We start from the raw sequence: 16,603 nt of genomic DNA, 5'->3' as shown, positions 1-16,603 counted from the left end.
CGGCGTCCTTCTTCCCCCTTCGGGGGAGGAGCGCGTAGCGCGGAGGGGGCCAGTGGGCCCTATGACAACAGCACCGCCGGCGAGCACGCGTGCCAGCACAGCCACACGGTCTCGCCCAGCTTGAAGTCCTCCTGATCCCAGCGGGTCAGGTTCGAGCGCTGGACCTTGATCCGGCGGCCGCCCGCGATTTCGACCTCATAGGTCGACTGGCCGCCCAGATAGGCCTCGTGCTTGATCACCCCGGCCACCGCGTTGGTCCCGTGCGGGCAGTCGCCGAGGTTCGGCAGCGTCTCGCCTTCCTTCTTGTGCAGCTCGATCTTCTCGGGCCGGATCGCCGCCCAGACCGCGCCGCCGCGCGGGCCGGTGACGCCATGGTCCAGGAAGATGTCGACCGGCAGGTCCGGCGAACGGATCACCGCGTGGCTGGGCTCGTCGACGGCCAGCACGCCTTCGAACAGGTTCACGCTGCCGATGAAGTCGGCCACGAAGCGGCTGTTGGGAAACTCGTAGAGGTCGCTGGGCGTGGCCACCTGCTGCAGCACGCCGCGGTTCATCACCGCGCAGCGGCTCGCGAGCGCAAGAGCCTCGTCCTGGTCGTGGGTGACCATGATGAAGGTGATGCCGACCTTCTCCTGCAGGGTGCAGAGCTCTGTGCGCATCTGCTCGCGCAGCTTGGCGTCCAGGGCCGACAGCGGCTCGTCCAGCAGCAGCACGCGCGGGCGCTTGACCAGGGCCCGGGCCAAGGCCACGCGCTGGCGCTGGCCGCCCGACAGCTGATCGGGCTTGCGATGACCAAGGCCGCCCAGTTGCACCAGCTCCAGCGCCTCCTCGACCCGCCGGTGGCGCTCGGCCTTGCCGACCTTGTCGACCACCAGGCCGTAGGCGACGTTGTCGGCCACGGTCATGTGCGGGAACACCGCGTAGGACTGGAACACCATGTTCACCGGCCGCTTGTTAGGCGGCACGTTCACGATGTCCTGGCCGTCGATCAGGATCCGTCCCTCGGTCGGGGTCTCGAAGCCGGCCAGCATCCGCAGCAGCGTGGTCTTGCCGCAGCCCGACGGCCCCAGCAGCGAGAAGAACTCGCCCTCGTTGATGGTCAGCGAGACGTTGTCGACGGCCACCATCTTGCCGAAACGCTTGGTGATGTTCTCGAAGGTGATGATCGGTTTGGGGTCGCTCACGCGCGCGCTCCAAAAATCTCGCTCATCCCCGCGAAAGCAGGGACCCAAGCGGAAATGGCCAGATGAATTCCGAGCGAAGCCGCCAGCTCGGCTTGGGTCCCTGCTTTCGCGGGGACGAGCGATTGGGGGGAAGCCCTCATGACTTCTCGCCCCCATGCCCGGCGGTCGCGGCCGGGTCGCCCTGCAGTTTCAGCGCCGCCGCGGTCAGCAGCACGGTCAGCACGATCAGCACCGTCGAGGCCGCGTTGACCTCCGGCGTCACCGAGAAGCGGACCATCGAATAGACCTTGACCGGGAAGGTCACCGTGTCGGGCCCGGCCGTGAAGAAGGTGATGACGAAGTCGTCCAGGCTCAGGGTGAAGGCCAGCAGGGCGCCGGCCACCAGCGACGGGGCCATGTGCGGCAGGATCACGTCGCGGATGGTGCGGAACTCGCCGGCCCCCAGATCGCGGGCGGCCTCCTCCATCTCGCGGTTGAAGCTGGCCATCCGGGCGCGGACCACCACCGCCACGAACGGGAACGAGAACGACACGTGGGCGATGATGATCGCCCCCAGGTTCAGCGGCCAGGCCAGGCCCTGCGGCCAGGGCATGACGCGGGCGAAGAACACCAGCATGGCCACGCCCATGCAGATCTCGGGCACCACGATCGGCAGGGCCAGGGCCCCGTCCAGGGCCGTCTTGCCGGGGAAGCGGAACCGCCACAGCACCAGGGCGGCGGCCGCGCCGAGCGCCAGGCTGATCACGGTCGAGACCGCCGCGATCGTCAGGCTGTTGCCGAACGCTTCCAGCAGGGCGGAGTCGTTGAACAGCTTGTCGTAGTACTTCAGCGTGAAGCCCTGCCAGACGATGTTGCGCCGGCTGTCGTTGAAGCTGAACGCCATCAGGGCGATCAGCGGCGCGTAGAGGAAGATCCCCACCCCCAGCAGCCAGGCCTGCATCGGCCAGCGGCGGAGATATTCGAGGGGACCGGGGGGCGATTTCTTGGTCATCGGAGCGCCCCCTCCTTTTGATTGTCATCCCGGGCGCAGCGAAGCGGAGACCCGGGACCGCCGGACACGCCGGCGCTTGCGGCGGTCCCGGCTCGGCGCGCTGACGCGCTTGGCCGGGATGACAGATCTAGCGGCCTCATCCCTTCGCCTCCGGCGTCCGCTTGGCCAGCACCGCCTGGATCGCGATGGCGATGAAGGTCAGGTACATCAGCACGAACGACATGGCCGCGCCGAAGGGCCAGTCGTTGGCGCGCTTGAACTGGCGCTCGATGATGTTGGCGATCATCTGGCTGTCGGGGCCGCCCAGCAGGTCGGGCGTCAGATAGGCGCCGAGCGCCGGGATGAAGGTGATCAGGATGCCCGAGGCGATGCCGGGCAGGGCCAGGGGCACGACGACCTTGAACAGGGTCCGCATGTGCCCGGCCCCAAGGTCGAGACTGGCCTCCAGTAGCGACTTGTCCAGCCGGTCCAGGGCCGAATACAGCGGCAGCACCATGAACGGCAGGTGGACGTAGACGAGGCCCAGGATCACCGCGAAATTGTTGTGCAGCAGGGCCAGCGGCTGGAAGTCGCCCAGCGGCTGCAGCCCGACCATCGCGGCCAGCCCGCCGCCGCCCTTCCACAGCCATTCCAGGCTCTGGTTGATATAGCCCTCGGTCCGCAGCACCGCGATCAGGGCGTAGGTGCGGATCAGGAGGTTCGTCCAGAACGGCAGCATGATCAGCAGCAGCAGCCAGGTCTTGGCCTTGTCGGACGCGAAGGTGATGGCCAGGGCCACCGGGAAGCCCAGCACCAGGCACAGGCCGGTGGTCAGCCCGGCCACCCAGGCCGACTTCAGGAAGATCTTCAGGTACAGCGGCTCGATCGCCCGGGCGTAGTTGTGGAACGTGCCGCTGATGGCGATCTGCGTCAGGCCCTCGTTGTGCCCGAAGCTGTAGGCCCAGACGATCGCCATCGGCGCCAGGAAGAACAGCGCCAACCACACCAGCGGCGGTCCCAGCGCCGCGGCGAAGACGGCCTTGGCCTGTTTCCAGGATTGCTCCATTCCCCACTCCCTGGCTTGTCATCCCGGGCGGAGCGCAGCGGAGACCCGGGACCGCCGGAAACTCGGAGCTTCCGGCGGTCCCGGCTCGGCGCGCTTAGCGCTTGGCCGGGATGACAGCTTCTACGGACTAAGCCGCCCGCACCCGCGTGATGACTTCCTCGTACAGGCTGGCCTTTTCGGCGCCCTCGAACGCCCCGTACTCGCACTTGGCCATGACGTCGGCCGGCGGGAAGATGACCTTGTTCTCGCGATAGCTCTCCGGCATCAGCGCCTTGGCCGCCGCGTTGGGGGTCGGGTAGAGGATCGTCTTGGTGATCTCGGCCCCGGCCTGGGCGTCCAGCAGATAGTTGATGAAGGCGTGGGCGTTGTTCGGCCGCGGCGCGCCCTTGGGGATGCACAGGGTGTCGCTATTGATCAGCGAGCCTTCCTTGGGCACCACGAAGTCGATGTCCGGGTCGTCCTTCATCACCTGGGCGATGTCGCCGTTGTATTCGAGGACCAGGTCGACCTCCTTCGACACCAACAGGTCCTGACCGTTGTCGTCGTGGAAGGCCTTCACGAACGGCTTCTGCTTGATCAGCATCTGCTCGATCTTGGGGATCATGTCGGCCGGGATGTCGTTGACCGAGTGGCCCAGATACTTCGCGCACAGCCGCACCAGGTCAGCGCTTTCCGACAGCAGGGCGATGCGATCCTTGTACTTGTCGCTGTCGAACAGCCACTTCCAGCTGTCTGGAACGCCGTCGACCTTGCTCTTGCGATAGCCGATGCCCAGCAGCAGCCAGGTATAGGGCATCGAGTACTTCCGGCCCGGATCGAAGTCCGGATTGAGGAAGGACGGGTCGATGTTCTTCATGTTCGGGATCTTGGCGTGATCCAGCGGCTCCAGCATGCCGGCCTGGGCCATGCGGGTGACGAACTCGTTCGACGGCACGATCACGTCGAAGCCCGGATTGCCCGCCTTGAGCTTGGCGAACAGTTCGTCATTGGTCGCGAACAGGCTCATGTTCACGTCGACGCCGGTCGCCTTCTTGAAGTCGCCCAGCGTGGTCTCGCCGATATAGGTGTCCCAGTTGTAGAAGTTCAGCTTGGGCTCTTCGCCGCCCGCCCCCGTGGCCTTCGGCTTCTGGCCGCAGGCGGTGAACGACAGGCCGATGGCCGCCGCCCCGAAGGCCGTGAGAAGCGAGCGCCGCGAGGCCCCGCCGTTCCTGTATCCGCTCATTCGAAACTCCCTCGTGTTCCGTGTGACTTGGGGCCTTGGCCGCTACTCAGGCGTCAGGCGTTGCGGAGATACCAATCGAAATCGAGTTCGGTGACGACCTCGAAGAACCGCGCCTGTTCGGTGCGCTTGACCGAGACGAACATGTCCACGAAGCGGTCGCCCAGGTAGTCGCGCAGCACCGTCGACGTCTCGAACAGATCGACCGCCGCGAACCAGTTGCTGGGCAGGCGGATGTTCTCCTTGGCCGCCGCCGCGTAGCCGTCGCCGACCACCGCCGGGCCGGGGCTCAGCCTGTTGGCGATGCCGTGGTGGGCGCTGGCCAGCAGTACGGCGAGCACCAGATATGGATTGGCGTCGGCGCCGGCGACGCGGTGCTCGACATGGCGCGTCTTCGGCGGGCCGGCCGGCACGCGCAGGCTGACCGTGCGGTTGTTGACGCCCCAGGTCGGGGCGACGGGCGCGTAGCTGTTGGCCTTGAAACGGCGATAGCTGTTGGCGTTCGGGGCTAGGATCGCCATGCCCTCGCCCAGCAGCGCCTTCATGCCGCCGATGGCATGCTTCAGCAGCTGCGAACCTTCGAGATCCTCGGCCGCGCACAGGTTGTTCCCGTCCGCGTCATTGACGCTGAGATGGACGTGGAAGCCGTTGCCGGCCCGGTCGCTCCACGGCTTGGCCATGAAGGTCGCCTCGCAGCCATGGCGCAAAGCCACGCCCTTGGCGGCGCGCTTGTACAGCACCGCGTCGTCGGCGGCGCGCAGGGCGTCGGGCTTGTGCTTCAAGGTCAGCTCGACCTGGCCCGGCGCGAACTCCGAGATCGCGCCTTCCAGCGGCACGCCCAGCACGTCGGCGGTGTCCCACAGCTCGCGCAAGAACGGCGCGTGGGCCTCCAGCTCCGGCAGGCCGTAGACCTGGATCCCCGTGGGATGCTGGCCGGTCTGCATCGACTTGGCCGGCATCAGCTCGCCGCGCGGGCCGCGCTGCTGGTCGACCAGGTAGTATTCCAGCTCGCAGGCCGCGACCGGCGTCAGGCCGTCGGCGGCGTAGCGGTCCAGCACCCGTTGCAGCACGTGGCGGGGGTCAAGATCGTTGGGCGTTCCATCCAACTCGTACAGCGACAGCATGACCTGGGCGACGTCGGGGCCCAGCCATGGCGCGAGCGTGAGCGTGCCGGGAACGGGCCGCGCGCGGCGGTCGGCGTCGCCGTCCTCCCAGACCAGGCCTGTCTCTTCGCAGTCGGCGCCCAGGGTGTCGACCACCAGGATCGAGCCGGGCAGGAACCGGCCGTAATCGTAGATCGCCTCCAGCTCATGCACCCGCAACCGCTTGCCGCGCGGCACGCCGGTCATGCTGGTGAAGAACACCTCGACATATTTCACCTGCGGGTGGGCGGCGAGGAAGTCGCGGCATTCCTGAATGTCGGCGACCATCACCACGGGAATCCCCCTTCGCCCACAATCCGTGTCATCCCGGAAGCCTCGCAGAGGCTATCCGGGACCCAGGGGCTAAGCCCGGTGCGGTGGCCCCTGGGTCCCGGCTCTCCGCTTCGCTGCGGCCGGGATGACACGTTGAAAGTCACAGTTTCATTCCCTCGATAGCGCCCGCGAACCCATCCACGGCCGCGACCAGCCGATCCACCGCCGCGTCGTCGGTGACGGGCGAGACCAGCATCATGTTGTGGAAGGGCGCGATCAGCACCCCTCGGTTGATCAGCCATAGATGCAGCGCCTCCACGGTCTCATGGTCCAGCGCTTTCCGCATCGCGGCGGCGTCCTTCGGCGGCGGGTCGGCGAAGACCAGCTCGACCCGGGCTCCAACGTGGGCCACCGACCAGGGGCGCCGCCGCGCCGCGATCACGCGCTTCAGCCCCGCCACCAGCCGCTCGGCCCCGGCCAGCATCCGGGCATAGGCCGCCTCGGTCATCACCTCGGACAGCATGGCCCGCATGGCCGCCATGGCCAGGGCGTTCCCGGACAGCGTCGTGCCGATCCCCGACTGCCCGGGTCCGATCCGCGCCTGGGCCTCGTCCATCCGCGCCGAGAGTTCGGCGGTCACGCCCCAGACGGCGGCCGGCACGCCGCCGGCGACGGCCTTGCCCAACACGAAGACGTCGGGCTCCAGGCCGTGCGCCCGCGTGTAGCCGCCGGGGCCGGTCGAGAGGGTGTGAGTCTCGTCGAGGATCAACAGCGTCCCGGCCTCGCGGGTCAGCTGGCGCAGGGCGTCGTGGAAGCCGGGCTCGGGCAGGATCATCCCGCAGTTGGTCATCACCGGCTCGGCCAGCACGGCCGCGACGTCGCCCGGCGCCAGGGCGGCCTTCAGCGCTTCAAGGTCGTTGAACGGAACGACGCGGGTCGTGGCGGTCAGGTCGTGGACCTGGCCTAGCAGACCCGGCTTCATCGTCGGGACGCCGTCCTTCAGCGCCACGAAGGCGTCGTCGACCATGCCGTGATAGCCGCCGTCGAACACCAGGATCACCGGTCGGCCGGTCACCGCCCGCGCCCAGCGAATCGCCGCCCGGTTGGCGTCGCTGGCCGTGGTCGCGGTCTGCCACAGCGGCAGGCCGAAGCGCTCGGCCAGCAGCTTGCCGACGATCACCGCCGAGGCGGTCGGCAGCATGAACCCCGCCCCGCGCTTGGCCTGGTCGGCGACGGCGGCGGCCACCGAGGCGTCGCCATGGCCGAACATCGACGGCGTGTCGCCCAGGCAGAAGTCGTCATACAACTTCCCATCAACGTCGGTGACCTGGGCCCCGACGCCCTGGGCGGCGAAGATCGGGCTGGGACTGGCCCAGTCGTTCATCCAGTGCATCGGCGCCCCGCCGCGCCACACGGCCGAGGCGGCCTTGGCCATGGCGACCGAGCGCGGATGCTCGGCGAGGAAGCGGGCGCGTTCGCTGGCGAGGAGGTCGGGGAGCGTACGGGTGAGGTCGGCGATCATGGCGCGACCTCCGCCGAAACTGTCATCCCGGCCGCAGCGAAGCGGAGAGCCGGGACTGCCGCAAACTCAGCGCTTCCGGCGGTCCCGGATCGGCGCGCTTCGCGCTTGTCCGGGATGACAGTATTGATGGCGCGGAAACCGATCATCCCACCCCGCCAAAGCACAGGTACTTCGTCTCCAGATACTCGTCCAAGCCTTCGGAAGACCCCTCCCGCCCAAGGCCCGATTCCTTGACGCCGCCGAACGGCGCGACCTCGGTCGAGATCAGGCCTTCGTTGATGCCGACCATGCCCGCCTCGATCGCCTCGGCCACGCGCCAGCAGCGGCCGACGTCGCGGCTGTAGAAATAGGCGGCCAGGCCGAACGGCGTGGCGTTGGCCAGCTCGATCGCCTGCGCCTCGGTGTGGAACTTCACGATCGGGGCGACGGGGCCGAAGATCTCCTCCTGGAACAGGCGCATGTCCGGCGTCGCATCGACCAGCACGGTGGGCTGGTAGAACAGGCCGCCCAGGTCGTGGCGGTCGCCGCCGACCACCACCTTGGCGCCGCCGGCGACGGCCTCGCGGACCAGGCTCTCGACCTTGGCGATGGCCTTGTCGTTGATCAGCGGGCCGATCGTCACGCCCTCGCCCGTCCCTGCGCCTACCCTCATCGCCGCGACCTTCTCGGCCAGCCGCGCGACGAAGGCGTCGTGGATCCCGGCCTGGACGATCAGGCGGTTGGCGCAGACGCAGGTCTGGCCGGTGTTGCGGTACTTGCTGGCGATGGCGCCGTCGACGGCGGCCTCCAGGTCGGCGTCGTCGAAGACGATGAACGGCGCGTTGCCACCCAGCTCCAGGCTGAGCTTCTTCATCGTGCCGGCGCACTGGGCGTAGAGCACCTTGCCGACTGGCGTCGAGCCCGTGAACGACAGCTTGCGGACCCGGGCGTCGTCGCACAGCGCCTTGCCGATGGCGCTGGAATCCTTGCCGGTGACGACGTTGAGCACGCCCGCCGGCACGCCCGCCTCGACCGCCAGCCGGGCGATGGCCAGGGCGCACAGCGGCGTCTCGGCGGCCGGCTTGACCACCACCGTGCAGCCGGCGGCCAGGGCCGGGCCGACCTTGCGGGTGATCATGGCGATCGGGAAGTTCCACGGCGCGATGGCCGCGCAGACCCCGACCGGCTGCTTAATCGAGGCCAGGCGCTTGCCCGGCATCGGGGTCGGGATGGTGTGGCCGTAGGCGCGCTTGGCCTCGTCGGCGAACCAGTCGATGAACGCCGCGCCATAGGCCACCTCGCCCCGCGACTCCGCCAAGGGCTTGCCCTGCTCGGCGGTCATCAGCCGGGCCAGGTCCTCGGTCCGGGCCAGCATCAGGTCGCTCCACCGGCGCAGGATCGCGCCGCGTTCCTTGGCGGTCTTGCCGGCCCAGGTCGGGAACGCCCGATGAGCGGCCTCGATCGCCACCCGGGTCTCGCCGGCGCCCAGGTCGGCGACTTCGGCGATCACCGTCCCGTCGGCCGGGTTCAGCACCGCGAAGGTCGCGTCGCCCTCGATCCAGAGGCCGTCGATGAAGGCTTCGGTTTCGACGAGATTCAGGGTCATGGAAATCACCTCAGCGTCACGGACACCGACTTCAGGTCGGCGTACTTATGCAACGCATGAAGGCTGCGGTCGCGGCCGAAGCCCGACTGCTTGAAGCCGCCGAACGGCATGGTGATGTCGCAGGCGTCCCAGCCATTGACCCAGACCAGGCCCGCCTTCAGCCGCCGCGCGCCGCGCAGGGCGCGGTTGACGTCGGACGTCCACAGGCCCGCGGCCAGGCCATAGACGGTGTCGTTGGCCAGGCGGATGGCCTCGTCCTCGCCGCTGAAGCCGATCACCCCCAGCACCGGGCCGAACACTTCCTCGCGCGCCAGGGTGTGGTCGGCCTCGACGCGGTCGAAGATGGTTGGCTCGACGTAGAAACCGCCGCTGTCTTTCCGGGCCCTCTGACCGCCCAGCACCCGCCGGGCGCCCTGGCTGTCGGCGGTGGCGATGTAGTCCAGCGCGGTGTTCATCTGCCGCTCGCTGACCATGGCCCCGAACCGGGTGTTCGGATCCAGCGGGTCACCGACCGTGATGCCCCTGGCCACGGCGACCACCCGCTCCAGGAAGGCGTCCTTGATCGAGGCCTCGACCAGCAGGCGCGAGGCGGCCGTACAGACCTCGCCCTGGTTATAGAACACGCCCCAGGCGGCGGCCTGGGCGGCGGCGTCCAGGTCGGGACAGTCGGCGAAGACGATCTGGGGCGACTTGCCGCCCAGCTCCAGCGACACGCGCTTAAGGTTCGAGCGCGCCGAATATTCCATCAGCTTGCGGCCGACCGGGCCCGAGCCGGTGAAGGCGATCATGTCGACGTCCATCGACAGCGCCAGGGCCTCGCCGGCCACGCCGCCCAGGCCCGGCACGACATTGAGCACCCCGGCCGGCAGCCCGGCTTCGAGCGCCAATTCGCCCAGCTTCAGCGCCGTCAGCGGCGACTGTTCGGCCGGCTTCAGCACGACCGAATTGCCCATGGCCAGGGCCGGCGCGACCTTCCACATCGCCATATGCAGCGGGAAGTTCCACGGCACGATCGCGCCGATCACGCCCAGCGGCTCGTGGACCGCGTAGCTCAGGCGATCGATCGGCGAGGCGCCGACCTCGCCATAGACCTTGTCCAGCGCCTCGGCGTACCAGCGGCAGGTGTTGATCGCCAGCGGCACGTCGACATTGCGCGCGTCCGAGATCGGCTTGCCGACGTCCAGGCTTTCCAGCAGGGCCAGGTCCTCGGCGTCGCGCTCCATCAGCTCGGCCAGGCGGAACAGGATGTTCTTCTTCTGACGGGGCGGGAGGTCGCGCCAGCGGCCGTCCTCGAACGCCGTGCGGGCGCTGAACACGGCCAGGGCGACATCCTCGGCCTGGCAAGCCGCCACCAGATTCAGCACCTGGCCGTCGCGCGGCGAGACATTGTGGAAGGTCGCGCCCGAGATCGCCTCGACCAGCGCGCCGTCGATCACCGCCCGGCTGGGCAGCTCCAGACGGGCGAGGCGCTCGGTGATGTCGGCGGGCAGGGTCACGCGGGAAGATCCGTAATGATTGTGATCACAGTTTGCCGAGGCGTCGGCAGTGTCAAGCACCCGACTCTACGGACCCGACTCCACGGCCGCCCGCATCTTGTCCATGCCTTCGGACAGGTCAGCGGCGATGGCGCGGCGGGCGCCGTCGGCGTCCTTGGCCTTCAGCGCCGCGATGGCCTCGGCGTGGCGGTCGGCGACCAGGCCGTCGGCCCCGACCCGGCCGAACACCACCCGCATGAACGGTCCGACCTGCAGCCACAGGCCGCCGGCCATCGATAGCAGCACCTCGGCCCCCGCCCGCTCGTAGAGGGCGAAATGGAAGGCGTGGTTGGCGGTCATGTAGCGGTCGACATCGCCCAGCCGCAGGGCTTCGTCGACCTCGGCGTCGATGGCCTGCAGCTGGCGGACCAGGCCGGCGTCGGCTTGGGCGGCGGCCCTCGTGACGGCTCTGGCGGCCAGCTCGGGCTCGACCCATAGCCGGGCGAGGGACAGCTGCTCCAGCCGCTCGGCGGTCAGGGACGGCACGGACAGCCGCTTGTTGGCCGGATTGATCGCCAGGGCCCGCTCGGCGACCAGCCGGCGGACGGCGTCGCGCACCGGCATGGGGCTGACCCCTAGCTCGGCGGCCAGGCTGCGCAGGGACACGCCCTTGCCCGGCGCTATGCGGCCGGTGATCAGCGCCTGGCGGATGGCGTCGTAGACTTGGTCGTGGACGGCCTGGGAGTCGGCGAGGGGCTTGCGAGCGGGTTTCCCCATCACCGCTCATCCCCGCGAAAGCGGGGATCCAGGCGGGTGCTCAGGATCGCGCTCGGCATGACCATTCCCTCGGCGTCCCCATCCGAAAGTCCGCTTGGGTCCCCGCTTTCGCGGGGATGAGCGGATTGAGGAGGCTTGCAAGTTGGTGCGCAACTGCGATCACAATGCAAGGCCTCGCGGAGAGTCCCATGACCAGCGCCAACGATCTCGACGCCTTCTGGATGCCGTTCACGCCGAACCGGCGATTCAAGGCGCGTCCGCGGATGCTGTCGTCGGCCAGCGGCATGGTCTATCGCACGCCCGAGGGCCGCCAGGTGCTGGACGCCACCTCCGGCCTCTGGTGCGTCAACGCCGGCCACGACCGGCCTAAGATTCGCGAGGCGATCCATAAGCAGGCGGCCGAGATGGACTACGCCCCCTGCTTCAACATGGGCCACCCGCTGGCCTTCCAGTTCGCCTCGCGCCTGGCCCAGGTGACGCCGAAGGGGCTGGACCGGATCTTCTTCACCAACAGCGGCTCGGAGGCGGTCGACACCGCCCTGAAGATCGCCCTCGCCTACCACCGCGCCCGGGGCAAGGGGACCAAGACCCGGCTGATCGGCCGCGAGCGCGGCTATCATGGGGTCGGCTTCGGGGGCATCTCCGTGGGCGGCATCCCGACCAACCGCAAGTACTTCGGCAGCTTGCTGACCGGCGTCGACCACCTGCCCCACACCCATGGCGTGGCCGGCAACCTGTTCGCCAAGGGCCAGCCCGAGCACGGCGCCCTCCTGGCCGACGACCTGGAGCGGATCGTGGCCCTGCACGACGCCTCGAACATCGCCGCCGTGATCGTCGAGCCGGTGGCCGGCTCGACCGGCGTGCTGGTCCCGCCCAAGGGCTATCTCGAGCGCCTGCGGGCCATCTGCGACAAGCACGACATCCTGCTGATCTTCGACGAGGTGATCACCGGCTTCGGACGCCTGGCCGCGCCGTTCGCGGCCGACCGGTTCGGGGTCACGCCCGACCTGATGTGCCTGGCCAAGGGCCTGACCAACGCCACCGTTCCGTGCGGCGCGGTGGCGGCCTCGACCAAGATCTACGAGGCGATGCTCGAAGGGGCCGACGCGCCGATCGAGCTCTTCCACGGTTACACCTATTCGGCCCACCCGCTGGCCTGCGCGGCCGGGATCGCGACCCTGGAGACCTACCAGGAGGACGACCTGTTCGCCCGCGCCGCCGGCATGGAGCGCTACTGGCAGGCGGCGATGCACAGCCTGGCCGACGCCCGGCACGTGATCGACATCCGCGACCTGGGCCTGGTCGCCGGGATCGAGCTGGAGCCCCGCCCCGGCGCGGCCACGGCGCGGGCTATGGAGGTGTTCGAGACTTGCTTCGACGAAGGGCTGCTGATCCGCGTGACCGGCGACATCATCGCCCTGTCGCCGCCGCTGATCCTGGAGAAGGCCCACGTCGACCGGATGGTCGAGACGATCCGATCGGTGCTGGCCAGGGTGGACTAGAACCAGGCTTCGTAGTCGGGATTGTCCTCCCGCGGCAGGAACGACGGCGCGGTGTCGAGCGTGAACCGCTGGGCCGGGCCGCGGGCGGGGCACTCCATGCTGGAGACCTCGTCGGCGCCCTTCATGACCACCAGCCCGGACCAGTGACGCCCCGGGACGGCGGTGTCCGTGCCGCCGATCGCCGAATAGACGATGTATTCGTAGCCGCCGTTGGAGAAGCGCAGGCTGGTCTGCTCGCCACCGCGGCCCGGCCCTCGCGCCGTGCCGAGGTGAGCGCGCCCGTCGGCGCCATTGCTGGCGATGGTCAGGTCCGTCTTGCCGGCCGGGCCGTAGCGATAGGTCGCCGTGCGATCGGTGACGCAGACCGACACCGTCTTCTGCTTGAACGGGCACACATAGACCGGCCGCTCGCCTGGACCGCAACGCGGTCCCGCGTCGGCGGCGCGGTCGACGCGAACCGCCTGGGCCTTGGGCGCCTTGGACTCCGCCGCCGCCTGGCGTTGACCGCAGCCGGCCAGCACGGCCAACAGGACAAGCGCGGAGATTGGACGAACGGCCATGCGACGGCTCCGTGGGTTCGATGGAATAGGAGGCGGATTTCTATTTGGGCGACAAGGCTTTTTTGGCGCGCTGATAGGCTTGCCACCGCGCCGTGGCCTCCAGCTTCTTGGCGTTGACCTTCTTGGTCACCAAGTCGAATTCGGGGCGCTCGAGCCAGGTCGCCGACGCCGCGTTCAGCTTGCGCTTCTCCCAGTAGGCGGCGGCGGAATCCGCCGCACCGGCCGGGGTCAGCAGCGCGTCCGGATTGGTCTCGTAGCCGACATCGCGATAGTTCGCCCGCCCGGTCACCTGGATATAGCCCCGCCCGCGATAGGCCCAGCCGTCGCCCGGCTGATTGTTGCCGTTCTTTCCGCCATAGACGTAGTTCGCCAGCTTCTCGGCGTTCTTCACGTACGGCTTGGCCGACTCCACGGTCGGGAAATACTTCGATCCGAAAACGTCCTTCAGCCGCTCGGCATGGGTGTAGCGCAGGCTTTCGACCGTGTGCGACAGCTGCTGGGATTCGACGGTCAGTTGGGCCAGGAAGGCCGCGCGCTTGGGGGCCGTATCGATGCCGTGCTTGTCCATGGCGGTGTTCAGCGGCGCCAGGGCGGCGTCGATGTCCGCCTGCCGGGCGTTTGGCATGATCGCCTTCAACTGCTCGGCGGTCAGCCCGCCGGCCTTCACGCCCAGGGTCGCATGGCCGCCCGCGAGCATGGCCAGGATCGCCTTCTTGAGCTCGGCGACCGTCATGGGAGGGCTGGGCGTGCAGAACTCGCCCGGGCGCTCGCGGGCCCAGAACAGGCGCAGTTCCCAGAGGGTCGAGGGGCTCAGCCACAAACTCTGGAAAAGCTCCAGCGCCTCCAGCCACGATATCGGCCGACATTCGCGAGGCCGCATGCAAGTGGTCGGGGCCAGGACATAGGTCCGCCCGCGGTCATGCAGCTCCAGTCCGTGGAGGGTGCGTCGCGCCATGGTTGAGCCCCGTTCCAGCCTTGGCCAGAACGCGCGACGCCGCCGACGGCTCCGCTTCACTGAGAGAAAGCGCGCTAAAAAATCCGTCGCCGCACCGCATTTGTCCTCCGGACAAACGCCAAAAGCCTCTTGTGGCCCGGCGGCGAACACCGCAACCCTCCCGCGCGAACAAAGAAGAGGGCGGGGAGGCCCAGACACCGCATGACGTCTCCGGCCGCCGCGACCTCGACCGACGCGACCGCACCCGCGAAAAGCCACTACGTCATCCTCGACGGCCTGCGCGGCGTCGCCGCCCTGATGGTGGTGGCCTTCCATCTGTTCGAGGCCCATGCCGGCGGCAGTCCGCACAAGCAGATCATCAATCACGGCTATCTGGCGGTGGACTTCTTCTTCCTGCTGTCGGGCTTCGTCGTCGCCTACGCCTATGACGACCGCTGGGGCGGCATGAGCCAGTGGGCCTTCTACAAGCGCCGTCTGGTCCGGCTGCAGCCGATGATCGTCGTCGGCACGCTGATCGGCGCGGCCCTGCTGGGCCTCCAGCACTGGTCGCTGTTCCCCAAGCTGGAGACGGTCACCGCCTTGCAGCTGCTGGGGATCATACTGCTGGGCGTCATGATGATCCCGATGGCCCCGTCGGCCGAGCCGCGCGGCTGGGGCGAGATCTATCCGCTGAACGGCCCGCAATGGTCTCTGTTCTACGAGTACGTCGCCAACATCCTCTACGCCGTGGGCCTGCGGAAGCTGTCAAACCGCTGGCTGGGCGCGCTGGTCGCCGTGGCGGCCGTGGCGCTGGTCGGCCTGCTGGTGATGGGCCCGCGCGGCGACGTGGTCGGCGGCTGGGCGCTGGACGCCCAGGGCGTGCGGATCGGCCTGAGCCGGGTGATGTTCCCGTTCTTCGCCGGCGTCCTGCTGATGCGCCTGGGCAAGCGGATCAAGGTCCGGAACGCCTTCGCCGTGTGCAGCCTGCTGCTGGTCCTGGCGCTGTCCCTGCCCCGCTTCGGTGGGACCGAGCGACTGTGGATCAACGGCCTCTACGAGGCGGCCTGCGTGATCCTGCTGTTCCCGCTGATCGTGGCCATCGGAGCCGGCGAGAAGGACGCCGACGGGCCCAGCGTGCGGATCGCTCGCTTCTTCGGCGACCTCTCCTATCCGCTCTACATCACCCACTATCCGCTGATCTACATCTACACGGGCTGGGTCGTGGACCGGAAGGTCGGGCCGGCCCAGGGGGCGATGGTCGGGGCCGGCGTCTTCGTGCTGGCGGTCACCATCGCCTATGCCTGCCTCAAGCTGCTCGACGAACCCGCCCGGCGCTGGCTGGCCAGGCGGGTCCTCGCGCGCGCCTAGCGGGGCGGCGAGAACACCATCGCCACGTCGCAGCGCTCGTACCGCGCCCCGAACAGCCGCATGATCTCGGCGTCGTGGACGAAGCCCAGCTTCTCGTAGAGATGGATGGCGGCCGCGCACTTGCGGTTGGTCAGCAGATAGACCTTGTCCATGCCCAGGCTGGCGGCGCGCTCCAGGGTCTTGGCCAGCAGGTACTCGCCGACCTTGCGGCCCCGCGCCTCGGGCGTCACGCCCATCTTTGTCAGCTCGACCCAGCCGTCCTTGGACACCATCAACGCCGCCGTGCCGACCACGCCCAGGTCAGGCGTTTCGGCGAACAGCACCACCCCGCCCTTGTCGAGGATCAGCTCGCGCGGCCGCGACAGCAGGTCGATGTCGTTCTGCTCCAGCGAGAACATGTCGCTGATCCAGTCGGCGTTGATCCGGTAGAACGCCTCGGCCAGGTCGTCGGAGAAGTCGCGGGCCCACATGGTCGGCGGGCCGGCGTCCTGGACGCGTGCCAGCAGCGACTTTTCCGTCAGCCGCGTCTCGACCTTGGCGAGCCCTTGCATGAAGTCGCCCGAAAGACCCGCGACCAGCTCGGCGGCGGCGGCCTCGATGCGGGGCAGCAGTTCGGTCTGGACCCGAGCCAGCAGCGCCTCGCCCTTCTCCGTCAAGGCCAGGCGTTTCGAACGTCCGTCGCCGGGCATGGGCCGCGCCTCGACGAACTCGCCCAGGGTTCCCAGGGCGCGGGTGACGGTGGGCTGGGCCAGCTGCAGGCGCTCGGCCAGCTCGCCGACCGCCATGGGACCGTGCAGGCGAATGGTCATTAGATAGGCCATCTGGGCCGGCTGCACCGGCACGTCCACCGAGCGCGCCACCTCGGCCGCGTCGGCCTGCATCCGCTCGGCCAGCCGCTTGAGCCGGCTGCCCAGGAACCCCACGCCAAACCCCGCCAGAAGATCGACTTCCATGCCGCGCCCTCCTTGTTGCATAGCGCGCTATATAGCTAGCTATGGAATGCAGGAGAGCGCAAGGGGCGAGATG

Annotated in this window: 14 protein-coding genes; 2 read left to right on the top strand and 12 right to left on the bottom strand. The window is 68.7% G+C overall.

Annotated features, from left to right (window positions below):
• Positions 1-59: 59 nt before the first annotated feature.
• From ABIC66_RS09015 to ABIC66_RS08970, 9 genes are all read right to left on the bottom strand, one after another.
• Positions 60-1,127: an ABC transporter ATP-binding protein gene (locus ABIC66_RS09015; RefSeq protein ID WP_354070294.1), complete on the bottom strand. Its 1,068-nt coding sequence runs from the start codon at positions 1,125-1,127 to the stop codon at positions 60-62.
• A gap of 193 nt (positions 1,128-1,320) precedes the next feature.
• Positions 1,321-2,175 (bottom strand): ABC transporter permease, encoded by an 855-nt coding sequence (locus ABIC66_RS09010; protein ID WP_354069545.1) that lies wholly within the window; start codon positions 2,173-2,175, stop codon positions 1,321-1,323.
• A gap of 136 nt (positions 2,176-2,311) precedes the next feature.
• Entirely contained in the window at positions 2,312-3,220 is a 909-nt protein-coding gene (locus ABIC66_RS09005; protein WP_354069543.1) for an ABC transporter permease, read from the bottom strand.
• 127 nt (positions 3,221-3,347) lie between these two features.
• On the bottom strand, positions 3,348-4,442 hold the full coding sequence (locus ABIC66_RS09000; RefSeq protein WP_354069541.1) for an ABC transporter substrate-binding protein: 1,095 nt from the start codon (positions 4,440-4,442) through the stop codon (positions 3,348-3,350).
• A 53-nt stretch (positions 4,443-4,495) separates the two neighbouring features.
• Positions 4,496-5,869, bottom strand: coding sequence for a glutamine synthetase family protein (locus ABIC66_RS08995; RefSeq protein WP_354069539.1), 1,374 nt, complete (start codon positions 5,867-5,869; stop codon positions 4,496-4,498).
• Positions 5,870-6,014: 145 nt separating this feature from the next.
• The gene (locus ABIC66_RS08985) at positions 6,015-7,376 is read right to left on the bottom strand and encodes an aspartate aminotransferase family protein (RefSeq protein ID WP_354069537.1); all 1,362 of its coding nucleotides are present in this window, start codon (positions 7,374-7,376) and stop codon (positions 6,015-6,017) included.
• Between the two features lie 142 nt (positions 7,377-7,518).
• Positions 7,519-8,970, bottom strand: a complete 1,452-nt coding sequence (locus ABIC66_RS08980; RefSeq protein ID WP_354069535.1) for an NAD-dependent succinate-semialdehyde dehydrogenase — start codon at positions 8,968-8,970, stop codon at positions 7,519-7,521.
• A complete protein-coding gene (locus ABIC66_RS08975) occupies positions 8,967-10,517 on the bottom strand; it encodes an aldehyde dehydrogenase (RefSeq protein WP_354069533.1) in 1,551 nt (516 codons plus the stop codon). Before ABIC66_RS08975 ends, ABIC66_RS08980 begins: the two co-directional genes overlap by 4 nt.
• 6 nt (positions 10,518-10,523) lie before the next feature.
• Positions 10,524-11,213, bottom strand: a complete 690-nt coding sequence (locus ABIC66_RS08970; RefSeq protein WP_354069531.1) for a GntR family transcriptional regulator — start codon at positions 11,211-11,213, stop codon at positions 10,524-10,526.
• A 164-nt stretch (positions 11,214-11,377) separates the two neighbouring features.
• Here ABIC66_RS08970 and aptA point away from each other — a divergent pair, with 164 nt between their 5' ends.
• Positions 11,378-12,715: an omega-aminotransferase AptA gene (gene aptA, locus ABIC66_RS08965; protein ID WP_502910332.1), complete on the top strand. Its 1,338-nt coding sequence runs from the start codon at positions 11,378-11,380 to the stop codon at positions 12,713-12,715.
• Here the strand turns inward: aptA and ABIC66_RS08960 are convergent.
• Entirely contained in the window at positions 12,712-13,275 is a 564-nt protein-coding gene (locus tag ABIC66_RS08960) for a hypothetical protein (protein ID WP_354069528.1), read from the bottom strand. The genes aptA and ABIC66_RS08960 overlap by 4 nt on opposite strands.
• A gap of 40 nt (positions 13,276-13,315) precedes the next feature.
• Positions 13,316-14,230 (bottom strand): glycoside hydrolase family 19 protein, encoded by a 915-nt coding sequence (locus ABIC66_RS08955; RefSeq protein WP_354069526.1) that lies wholly within the window; start codon positions 14,228-14,230, stop codon positions 13,316-13,318.
• Between the two features lie 201 nt (positions 14,231-14,431).
• Between ABIC66_RS08955 and ABIC66_RS08950 the strand changes: the two genes are divergently transcribed.
• On the top strand, positions 14,432-15,577 hold the full coding sequence (locus tag ABIC66_RS08950; protein ID WP_354069525.1) for an acyltransferase family protein: 1,146 nt from the start codon (positions 14,432-14,434) through the stop codon (positions 15,575-15,577).
• Here ABIC66_RS08950 and ABIC66_RS08945 read toward each other — a convergent pair.
• The gene (locus tag ABIC66_RS08945) at positions 15,574-16,530 is read right to left on the bottom strand and encodes a bifunctional helix-turn-helix transcriptional regulator/GNAT family N-acetyltransferase (protein WP_354069523.1); all 957 of its coding nucleotides are present in this window, start codon (positions 16,528-16,530) and stop codon (positions 15,574-15,576) included. The two genes, ABIC66_RS08950 and ABIC66_RS08945, sit on opposite strands and share 4 nt — an antisense overlap.
• Positions 16,531-16,603: the final 73 nt, after the last annotated feature.

It is taken from the genome of Caulobacter sp. 1776, from assembly GCF_040545685.1.
Lineage (GTDB): Bacteria > Pseudomonadota > Alphaproteobacteria > Caulobacterales > Caulobacteraceae > Caulobacter.
Note: the sequence above shows the minus strand (reverse complement) of the source record. Positions and strands in the feature narration are given on the sequence as shown.

Excerpts from the sequence above, each read along its gene's own strand:
- ABIC66_RS09015 (WP_354070294.1), bottom strand. The coding sequence starts at position 1,127 with ATGGTGGCCGTCGACAACGTCTCGCTGACCATCAACGAGGGCGAGTTC.
- ABIC66_RS09010 (WP_354069545.1), bottom strand. The coding sequence starts at position 2,175 with ATGACCAAGAAATCGCCCCCCGGTCCCCTCGAATATCTCCGCCGCTGG.
- ABIC66_RS09005 (WP_354069543.1), bottom strand. The coding sequence starts at position 3,220 with ATGGAGCAATCCTGGAAACAGGCCAAGGCCGTCTTCGCCGCGGCGCTG.
- ABIC66_RS09000 (WP_354069541.1), bottom strand. The coding sequence starts at position 4,442 with ATGAGCGGATACAGGAACGGCGGGGCCTCGCGGCGCTCGCTTCTCACG.
- ABIC66_RS08995 (WP_354069539.1), bottom strand. The coding sequence starts at position 5,869 with ATGGTCGCCGACATTCAGGAATGCCGCGACTTCCTCGCCGCCCACCCG.
- ABIC66_RS08985 (WP_354069537.1), bottom strand. The coding sequence starts at position 7,376 with ATGATCGCCGACCTCACCCGTACGCTCCCCGACCTCCTCGCCAGCGAA.
- ABIC66_RS08970 (WP_354069531.1), bottom strand. The coding sequence starts at position 11,213 with ATGGGGAAACCCGCTCGCAAGCCCCTCGCCGACTCCCAGGCCGTCCAC.
- aptA (WP_502910332.1), top strand. The coding sequence starts at position 11,378 with ATGCAAGGCCTCGCGGAGAGTCCCATGACCAGCGCCAACGATCTCGAC.
- ABIC66_RS08960 (WP_354069528.1), bottom strand. The coding sequence starts at position 13,275 with ATGGCCGTTCGTCCAATCTCCGCGCTTGTCCTGTTGGCCGTGCTGGCC.
- ABIC66_RS08955 (WP_354069526.1), bottom strand. The coding sequence starts at position 14,230 with ATGGCGCGACGCACCCTCCACGGACTGGAGCTGCATGACCGCGGGCGG.
- ABIC66_RS08950 (WP_354069525.1), top strand. The coding sequence starts at position 14,432 with ATGACGTCTCCGGCCGCCGCGACCTCGACCGACGCGACCGCACCCGCG.
- ABIC66_RS08945 (WP_354069523.1), bottom strand. The coding sequence starts at position 16,530 with ATGGAAGTCGATCTTCTGGCGGGGTTTGGCGTGGGGTTCCTGGGCAGC.